Genomic DNA, 8,926 nt, shown 5'->3' with positions numbered 1-8,926 from the left:
ATACAATATTATGCAAATAAACCAATTGAATGTTTAACTAAAGATCGGCCATCAATACTTTAAAGAACGCCCTTCCTCCCCTGCAGCGATGCGAATTTCCAATTCGCCCGGCCTTTGATGCGGTCAGTAAGCGCTGCCTGAGCTAAAAAGGCTACAATTTTTGCATATCTATAAGGAATAAAAAAGAAGCACATCTACAAGACATGCTTCCTCTTTGGCCATCTTGGCTATTTGCCTCTGTGCTTCTTCTTAGCCTTTTGAACTCTTAGTTGGTATTTTCTCTCATTCTCTTCGAGAATTTGTTGACGATTATGCACTTCGTTGGAGTTTCCTAGACTCTAGGTCCAGCTTTATTGCCTCCTGAGCATGACTAGTTAAACCTCTTTGGGCAATCTCCTTAGACGCCTGGCGAGCCAATCTTTTCGGATTTACTCGAGTGTTTTTGCTTCGTTTAGCATTCGTCTCTACCGTAGTAAGGCTCATCACTTTCATCATTTTCTCACTTACGAACTCTAAAACCTCTGAATCCTTCGGTTCGTTACCAAAGATATGACGACAAGCTCTTAGACGTCCCTGCTCTTCCTGCTCAATCACACCGATCCAGAACTTACAACTTTCATCAAACAATACGGTAAGTTTCACAACTTACTCCCCCTCTGTTTATACTGGAGTGATGGACATCCCGAGGGGGGGAAGGTCACTGACACAAGGAATATGCTTATGCGACCGGACTACCAACCGATCTGTGTTTTTACACTCCTATAAGGTTATACCACACTTTTTACAATTGTTAAACTGCCCTAATAACTGCTCCTTAGTTTAATAAGTTTAATGAAATGACGCGAAAATTACGATTAGATATTCGCCTGAAACGTCAATCGTATACGCCCTTGTCCATTCTGGTAATCAGTATTGATTCTTGAACTTTCAATCATTCTATAAACGAGCCCACAAACGAAAAAATACCTGCCCTCTCCCGGGCAGGTATTAAAGGTGAATCGTATGAATGGCTTACCAACGTCGATCACTATATATTAGTCCAGCAGGCTGTAGATCTGAATGCTCTCCACCTTGGCATCCTTGATATGAAACGACATCACGTCCACATAATTGGACGGCTCGTAACGGAAGTCATCCTCCTCATCAGGGGCTCCATCACCAAGCAGTTTCCCCTCAGGGTAGGCGTTTTTGAGTGTATCCAGGCTGTCTCCTGCTTTAATGTTTCGTACTGTTGCGTACTTAGGATCTGTAATTTCGATATGAAAGATGGAGTCTTGTTTGCCCTCCGGTATGCTGATGGTTTTAATCTCCAGACCAGGATACGTGTACACTTTTTCTGTAAAACCGATTAATGTATCCATGTTTGTTCCATCGCCTGCACTGTACGTATGGGATTTCAGGTTATCCGGTTTGCCCAGCATCTGTTCCATCTGATCTTCATTCGCTGTATCGGAAATCGCAATGGTGTGCTCATTATAAACAAAAGCAAGCTCCTTCAACACCACATTGCCTTCCTTCTCCATCGAACCTTCCTTAATAGCTTCAGTACCCTTTTCTTCCGAATTTTCTGAAGCAGGCGCTGTGGAATTCGCTGCTCCTTCGCCTTTGCTTTGTTCATTCGCTGTGCTCTGTCCGGTTGCTGGAGATGTAGCATCACTGGACTGACAGCCTGTTAAGGCCACCGTTAGTAAAGCACCTAGTACGATAAAACTTGCAGCTTTCTTTGTTAACTTCATCTTGATCCCTCCATAAATCTGTGATTTCTTCTTATGAAGTGATTATAAAAAAAGCATTTGTTAGTCTCATAACAGAAATGTACCAATCTTGTAACGTTACCTATTTAGGCTTGGGTTTAGATGCAGTTCTACACACGAGGCAAAACAATCGTAACGGTCGTTCCTTCCCCAATCTGACTTTCCATGTCGATATATCCATTAAACCGCTCTACAATCTCCTTGCAAATCGAAAGTCCAAGACCTGAACCGTTCGCTGTGCTTGCATTTTTCGCCCGGTAAAAGCGTTCCTGCACTCTCTCCAGTTCATCGCTCGCGATTCCGATACCTTGATCACGTATCCGAATAACGATCTCGTTTGGCGTATGTTCCATCTCTACATTAATCTGTGAGTGATTGCCTGAGTATTTGATAGCGTTGTCCACAAGGTTGGCGATTGCATGGGACATTAACATTGGATTGATGTTGGCATAAACTCTTGTCGTACCCTCATCATCCGGTTCTTCCTCTGCTTTACTAACTTTGATCTTGATCTCTTTATCCTTAGCCTTCGCTTCCATATTCATTGCGACCTGCTGAATTAGTTCGTTCATTTCCGTTTTCCGGGCTTCCAGTTCGTTAGAACCAGCCTTGTCGAAGCGGGAGAGCAGCAACAATTCATTAATCAAGCGTGTCAACCGATCCGACTCCTGCAGCAGATGACCATAGATTTTTTGCAGTTCCTTGTTCTCATTCTCCCCCTCAACCAAGTATTGAGAGAAACCACGAATCGCTGCCAAGGGTGTTTTTAACTCGTGAGATACGTTGGAGACAAATTGTTTCTGGTACTGAATGTAATCATGCAGCTGACGCCCCATGGAATCCAGCCCATCTGCCAGCATGCCCAGCTCATCCTTCCGGTTAAGATGAACTCTTCGAAACTCTTGTCTTGAGAAACTTTGCACTGCGCCAAGCAGCACCTTAATCGGCTTGGTTGTGTTGCGGGCAATCCACAAACTGGCTAACGTAATCAGCACAATGAATCCGCCTGCACCCACAAAGAGGATATAACGAATTTGATCCATCATCGCATAAAAGTACGAAATGTCGTCCACGAACTCATACACATAAGCATTTTCGTAAAATTGATTCTGAATGGGAGTTGCAAAATAAAGCAGATGATCTTCCGTTACGGTGTAGGCATAACTGCCGCTCAGGGCTTTCTCAATATTTTTGTCAAAAATAAGCGGTTTGCCATCATTAATGATGATGCCATCCACAGCGAGGCCCAGCAGCTGCTTGGAGCTGTCGTAGATACGCACTTCTTTGCCTGATGCTTTCAGCTTCTCCAGAGCAAGTCTGACGATTTCCTGAGTCTGCGGCTCTCCTGTCGATGACCTATGCTGTGCTAACACCTCTCGAAAGGACAGCTCGGACAGATCCGCCTTCTCCATCATTTGTTTTTCAATAGTAACGAAGCTGTAGTAATCAATGGCTTTATTCACCGCAAAAATGATGATGCTAAAGGACAGCACCGAGAAAAATAAATAATTCAGCAGTAACCGGGTTGCATACTTCAGGCCTCGCCACCTCCAAGTTGATAGCCGAATCCATAGATCGTCCTGATATATTTCGGTTCGTCCGCGTTATCCTCCAGCTTCTTCCGCAATCGCATGATGGTCATATCCACACTTCGACTGTCTCCCATGAAGTCATACCCCCATCCGATCTGCAGCAGTTCATCCCGGGTGAAGATTTTGTCCGGCCTTTTGAGTAACGTTTCCAGAATTTTAAACTCTTTGGCCGTTAAAGACACGGGTATACCGTTTTTCAGCACCCTTCGGCTTTCCAGATCAAATGTGAGCTCTTCATGAACGATGCGTGTTGATTTCACCTCTGTTCCTTCACTGGATTCCTCCTTGCTCTCGTTTCTTCTCAGAATCACCTTGATCCGAGCGAGCAATTCACGATTGTCAAAGGGTTTGGTCATGTAATCTTCCGCCCCCAGTTCAAGTCCGAGTACCTTGTCGATAACCTCATTTTTGGCAGAGAGCATGATCACAGGAACGGCACGTTTCCCGGTGATTTCCTTGCACAGGTCATATCCGGAGCAGTCAGGCAGCATCAAGTCAAGCACCACTAAATCGGGTTGAAAAGATTCAAGCAAATGCAGGCCAGTTTTGCCATCCTCTGCAGTCTGCACATCGTAGTTTTCTCGCCTTAGTACCAGCTCAATTAAATCTCGAATTGCAATTTCATCATCAATGACTAGGATTTTCTTCATTGTACACCCCTATGTAGCCTTATTCTCCAGCTTCAATTATATTTAACCCAATCTTAGCACAGACACTTTAGATTCCTCCACCAATTGGAAGATGAGGTATATTCCACTGAGCCCAACATAACTTGTAATAAACCCGAAGAAAGGAGAACAACTCAATGGATCTGCTCTGGGTACTCATTGTTGGTGGACTTATTGGCTGGCTAAGCGGCAACTTGATTGGGCGTGATGTACCGGGAGGTGTACTTGGGAATATCATTGCGGGTTTTATCGGTTCCTGGTTAGGAACAGAATTGCTGGGACCAAGGGGTCCCGTGATTGGCGGATTTCATATTATTCCGGCCATCGTTGGCTCGATTATTGCCCTGCTCATCTTCTTCGCTCTGGCACGAGGCGGAGCCTTCCGAAGACGTTAACGAGGTGAAGCGGAAACCGATACCGTTGTTTATTAGAATTGTATTAAAATGCTGCCATTGCATAGTAGGTGAAGGATAAAAACAAAAGGACCGAAAGCATTCATCGATGAAAGATGAACACTTACGGTCCTTTTTTGTACTGAATTATCCCTTCTTCAGCGCAGCGATCTGGCGTGCTACCCTTTCGGCTAATGTTGCATCAGCCTCGAAAAAATAGCCTAACACAATCGTCTGTATCTCTTGAGAAACTGCCGATAAGTCATCAGCGAGGTTCTGAACAAGATGATCCTGTTGAACTCCTGTTAGCGACTGGTAGAATTGTCCCGCTTGGGTGAAATTATCAGCCTTCGGAATATCGGATCGAACGAGCCGACCAGCTACATAACGCCCTTCTCCGCTCGTTACCTGATCCGTCGGTGACCAGCTGGCTTGATGGTTAATCGGAATTTTGCGAAAGTCCGATCCAAGGCGATGGCGCTGTGAATCCCAATAAATATTACTGCGGCCTTGCAGCATTTTATCATCGGACAGCTCAGCACCATCCAGAAGGTTGGACGGGGAGAATGCCAGCTTCTCGATCTGCTCCTGATAATTCGTAGGGTTCTTATCCAAGACGAGTCGACCAACGGGCAGAAGCGGGAATTGACGCACATCCCACACTTTCGTGTCATCCAACGGATCGAACGGCATCATTGCCTCATCCTGTGGGTTCATCAACTGCACATACAGCCCATACTGGACAGGTGTACCTTGTGCAATCGTGTCATATAAATCTTTACCCGAATAATCGGGGTTCTCGCTGGCCAAACGAGCCGCTTCTTCCGCTTCGATATATTGCTCTCCAGCTAAAGGAATCCAGCGATATTTGACGTAGAAGCGTTCGTTTTGTGCATTTTTCCATACATAGGTGTTAACACTGTGTCCTGGCGTATGGCGGAGGCTCTTGATCGTCCCTTCGTCCGAGTACAGTCGTACAACGAAATGAGTTGCCTCTGGTGCTCTAGCAATGAACCCCCAGAATCGATTCGGATCAATGAGATTGTTAACGGGTGATGGCAGGAAAGCATGAATTGACTCAGGAAACCGGATCGGATCTCGTACGAGAAACACGGGGATATGATTACAAAGCAGGTCGAAAACGCCTTGCTCGGTATAAAATTTCGTCGAAAATCCACGCACGTTGCGGGATGTATCGGGTGTTCCTTTGTTGCTAACCGCAAGTGAGAAACGAACGGTAACAGCAACCTGTTGTCCTGGCTTTTGCAAGAAACACAGGTTCGTATAAGCGGCCATCGAGTGTAGGGTTTCAAAATAACCCAATGCTCCGAATCCCTTTACGTGGACCGGACGCTCTAAGATCTTTTCGTGGACAAAGGTTTCGAGTGTTTCATGCAGCATGCTGTCCTGCTCCAGAATCGGCCCCCGTTCCCCTACTGTCTGTGAATGGTGTTCTGGCGACTGCTTGGCATGCCACTCGGATTGTACATTGCCTCCCTTCCAGCTTCGACTGTTTCCCTGATTATTAGCATTGTTACCGTCCATTGTTCCGCCCCCTATACCTACATTCTCGGGGATATATATGCATGGCTAGGTACTCAATATGACAGTATGTCATATTGAGTGGCCGTGTCTAGAACTTACAACGAACAACTACTAGGACAAACCTTGGTTTGAAACGACGATGCGTCTTTTTTATAACAGACTGGTGACAGGATGATTCTCACTGAACGTTCAGACTACTGAAAAATCGTTCAACAAAAACATCACCATATATTTTCTTCATATGTACTGTGTTAAAAATATATTGATCCATATGCTCAAGCTTGCGCAGACTGCGTACCAATATTTTTCGTTCATCGTCAGATAGATGAGGGTCATTTTCAATCTTCGGTATCGCATTTTTCACACGTGAGGATACCTGTTCAACATACAGATGATTTTTGGATTTTGGCGGAATACATTGCGTCAGATCACAGTTCACAAAACGAACACCTTCAAAGATGCAGTTTTCAAAATTGGCGATTAGCTTTTGTTTGCCATGTCCCTCAAATGTAATATCCACGAGCTTCCCGGTAAAGGAACAATTTACGATATTCGCTGCTTGTAAAATCCGGTCATTAAATCTGCATTTAACAAAAGTACAATCGATGAAGGTTGCATTCTCCAATGTCATGCCTCTCATATCGCAGGAGGAAAATTCGCAATTGGTAAAAACAGCTTCGCCCTTGGCAATGCCAACTGAGCGCAAGTCGGAACGAATAAATGTACAATGATCAATCGTACTACCGGCAAAAAATCTCGCATTGGTAAGATCGCAGGTATCAAACACAAGTTGATTCAGATTACAGCTCCAGAATATTGGTGAACCAACATTCGAGTTTTTTATGGTCGTTCCGCTTATCGTTACGTGCTCATACCTGACAATATCAGAAAATAATTCGTTATCTATGGACATACCAGACTCGAGTCTTTTCATCCTTCTCATCCTTTCATTTTTTCCTTCAGAATCTCTTATCATTAAAATACACTATACTTTCAAATGCTGCTTCTAAAAGTGATGATTCCCTCTTAAATTTTTCAAGTTATTTCTATATAACTAAAACCCGAAATTCTCAATCCACCATCTCAGTTTATCAAGCAATTTTAAATAATTTATTTATCTGGAGAGATCAAAACAAACCGACGGGTGTTTCAATACAAGGCTATTTGTTTTATTTTATCAACAGCTGGCATTCCGAAATATTACATGCTGGACTAGTACATACTAAGGAAATGTTGGATGAAGCTTACATATCGGAGGTCTCTTCATGGTATTTACAATCACAATTATCATCGTTGCACTATTTGCAATATGGGGAGCTGTCGCTCCTGATCAGCTGGCTGATGCGGCTAACGTAGCCTACAACTTCTCTATTCAGAATTTTGGCTGGTTTTATTTGCTGGCGACGCTGTTCTTCCTGATCTTCGCTTTTTATCTGGCATTCAGCCGATTTGGCAGTATCAGGCTGGGGGATGACGATGATGAACCGGAATATTCTACGGTTTCCTGGCTGTCCATGCTGTTTAGCGCTGGCATGGGTATTGGGCTGGTTTTCTGGGGAGTGGCTGAACCGCTGTCCCACTATTTATCTGCACCGGAAGGAGCGGTACCCGAAACAACGCAAGCCGCAAGACTTTCAATGCGTTATTCCTTTTTCCACTGGGGGCTGCATCCTTGGGCAATCTATACCGTCATCGGCTTAGCGCTCGCTTATTTCCAGTTTCGAAAAGGCTACAAGGGGCTAATCAGTTCCACCTTTATTCCTTTGATCGGTGAACGTCTTGCTGCAGGATGGCTTGGCAAGGTCATTGATATTCTGGCCGTCATTTCCACCATCTTCGGAGTTGCGACCTCGCTTGGATTGGGCGCCCTTCAGATCGGTGGGGGGTTGAATTACTTATTCGGCATTCCCAACTCAACGCTGTCCCAGGTTGTCATCATCGCCATTGTAACGGTATTGTTTTTAATCTCGGCAACCTCCGGTCTGGATAGAGGTATTAAGATTTTGAGCAACACCAACCTCGTTATAGCTGTGCTATTAATGTTGTTTGTTTTGGTGACTGGGCCGACTTCTTTTATATTTGACACATTCACGACCACCTTGGGAAGTTACCTGCAGAATATTATTAACATGAGTTTGAGACTGACGCCGTTCTCAAGAGAAACCTGGATTGGAACCTGGACGTTATTTTACTGGGCCTGGTGGATCTCGTGGGCTCCTTTTGTTGGAACGTTTATCGCAAGGGTATCCAAAGGAAGAACCATTAAGGAATTTGTAATTTACGTCATGGTTATCCCAAGCCTTTTCGGATTTATCTGGTTCTCCGTCTTTGGGGGAACAGGACTTCAGTTGGAATTGTTCAATGCCGCTCATCTGGCAGAAGCCGTCAAAGAAGACACGACAACTGCTTTATTCCTTATGCTGGAACAGCTGCCTCTAGGCACGATTACTGCATTCGTTGCTACCCTTCTGATCATGATCTTCTTTATTACGTCGGCGGATTCAGCTACCTTTGTGCTGGGCATGCTGACTTCAGATGGCAGGTTGGACCCGAGTACAAGAGTAAAATTAACCTGGGGAATCTTGCAATCCTCCATCGCGGTAGTTCTTCTAATCAGCGGGGGATTGAACGGCCTCCAGACGGCCTCCATTGTGGCCGCACTGCCGTTCGCTGTTGTCCTTATCGGCATGTGTGTCTCCCTACTTAAAGCGCTGCAGGCTGAGGACAGAGAGCGCCGTCAAAAGGAAAAACGGCAGCGCCAAAAATTGAAACGATTACTGGAGGAACAGGAACTTGCAAAATGATGTTCCCCATAGATAATGTATACTTGATCTCTATAGAGATGGCACCTGCCTATAGGCGGGTGCCTTTTGATTTGTCTGTCCTACATTATTGATATCTAAGTTTTCAGTACTACTTGACATGTGAATCGATTATCGATATGGTGTGAATGAGTTCACACTTTATATTGAGGA

8 protein-coding genes are annotated in these 8,926 nt (G+C 44.7%); 2 read left to right on the top strand and 6 right to left on the bottom strand.

The window, feature by feature from the left end:
- Nucleotides 1–309: 309 nt before the first annotated feature.
- The 4 genes from AC3WQ3_RS21195 to AC3WQ3_RS21180 form a co-directional block, all read right to left on the bottom strand.
- Nucleotides 310–642: a YjdF family protein gene (locus tag AC3WQ3_RS21195; protein WP_492473436.1), complete on the bottom strand. Its 333-nt coding sequence runs from the start codon at nucleotides 640–642 to the stop codon at nucleotides 310–312.
- A gap of 392 nt (nucleotides 643–1,034) precedes the next feature.
- Nucleotides 1,035–1,736: a hypothetical protein gene (locus tag AC3WQ3_RS21190; protein ID WP_492473435.1), complete on the bottom strand. Its 702-nt coding sequence runs from the start codon at nucleotides 1,734–1,736 to the stop codon at nucleotides 1,035–1,037.
- 128 nt (nucleotides 1,737–1,864) lie between these two features.
- Entirely contained in the window at nucleotides 1,865–3,217 is a 1,353-nt protein-coding gene (locus AC3WQ3_RS21185; protein ID WP_492473434.1) for a sensor histidine kinase, read from the bottom strand.
- Nucleotides 3,218–3,288: 71 nt separating this feature from the next.
- Complete coding sequence (locus tag AC3WQ3_RS21180) at nucleotides 3,289–3,996, bottom strand: response regulator transcription factor (protein ID WP_492473433.1); 708 nt, start codon at nucleotides 3,994–3,996, stop codon at nucleotides 3,289–3,291.
- A gap of 155 nt (nucleotides 3,997–4,151) precedes the next feature.
- Between AC3WQ3_RS21180 and AC3WQ3_RS21175 the strand changes: the two genes are divergently transcribed.
- Nucleotides 4,152–4,409 (top strand): GlsB/YeaQ/YmgE family stress response membrane protein, encoded by a 258-nt coding sequence (locus AC3WQ3_RS21175; protein ID WP_024630063.1) that lies wholly within the window; start codon nucleotides 4,152–4,154, stop codon nucleotides 4,407–4,409.
- Nucleotides 4,410–4,553: 144 nt separating this feature from the next.
- Here the strand turns inward: AC3WQ3_RS21175 and AC3WQ3_RS21170 are convergent, their stop codons facing one another.
- Complete coding sequence (locus AC3WQ3_RS21170; RefSeq protein WP_492473432.1) at nucleotides 4,554–5,951, bottom strand: catalase; 1,398 nt, start codon at nucleotides 5,949–5,951, stop codon at nucleotides 4,554–4,556.
- A 178-nt stretch (nucleotides 5,952–6,129) separates the two neighbouring features.
- The gene (locus AC3WQ3_RS21165; RefSeq protein WP_492473431.1) at nucleotides 6,130–6,864 is read right to left on the bottom strand and encodes a pentapeptide repeat-containing protein; all 735 of its coding nucleotides are present in this window, start codon (nucleotides 6,862–6,864) and stop codon (nucleotides 6,130–6,132) included.
- A 352-nt stretch (nucleotides 6,865–7,216) separates the two neighbouring features.
- Between AC3WQ3_RS21165 and AC3WQ3_RS21160 the strand changes: the two genes are divergently transcribed.
- Nucleotides 7,217–8,755: a glycine betaine uptake BCCT transporter gene (locus AC3WQ3_RS21160; protein ID WP_492473430.1), complete on the top strand. Its 1,539-nt coding sequence runs from the start codon at nucleotides 7,217–7,219 to the stop codon at nucleotides 8,753–8,755.
- The last annotated feature ends 171 nt before the right edge of the window (nucleotides 8,756–8,926 follow it).

This window comes from Paenibacillus sp. FW104-T2, from assembly GCF_058789975.1.
The sequence above is the reverse complement of the archived record's forward strand: the minus strand, read 5'-3'. Positions and strand labels throughout refer to the sequence as shown.